Source organism: Streptomyces chiangmaiensis (genome assembly GCF_036281785.1).
In the GTDB taxonomy this organism is placed as follows: Bacteria; Actinomycetota; Actinomycetes; order Streptomycetales; family Streptomycetaceae; genus Streptomyces; species Streptomyces chiangmaiensis.
Map to the genome: position 1 here is coordinate 1 of NZ_JAYWVC010000731.1, position 590 is coordinate 590.

The following is a 590-nucleotide window of genomic DNA, read 5'->3' on the forward strand; positions in this document are numbered from 1 at the left end:
CTGGCCCTCACGGCCATGGAGGAGCCCGCCTCCTTCGACGCGGACGCGCTCGCCGCCGAGAAGACCAAGGTGCTCGGGGCCGTGCGACTGCCCTCGGGCCTCGGACGGGACACCGTGTTCGCGCAGTACGCGGCCGGCTGGCAGGGCGGCGAGAAGGCGGTCGGCTACCTCGAGGAGGACGGCATCGACCCCGCGTCGAGGACCGACACCTACACCGCGGTGAAGCTGGGGATCGACAACCGCCGCTGGGCGGGCGTCCCCTTCTACCTGCGTGCCGGCAAGCGCCTGGGCCGCCGCGTCACCGAGATCGCGGTCGTCTTCCAGCGCGCACCCCACTCCCCGTTCGACACCACCGCCACCGAGGAGCTGGGCCAGAACGCGGTCGTCATCCGTGTCCAGCCCGACGAGGGCGTCACCGTCCGCTTCGGGTCGAAGGTGCCGGGCACCTCCATGGAGATCCGGGACGTGTCCATGGACTTCGCGTACGGGGAGTCGTTCACCGAGTCCAGCCCGGAAGCCTACGAGCGTCTGATCCTGGACGTTCTGCTCGGCGACTCGAACCTCTTCCCGCGCACCGAGGAGGTCGAGCT

1 pseudogene is annotated in these 590 nt (G+C 70.5%); it reads left to right on the forward strand.

Annotated elements, in window-relative coordinates:
• Positions 1 to 590, forward strand: a pseudogene (locus VXC91_RS46665) (glucose-6-phosphate dehydrogenase); the annotation flags it as partial.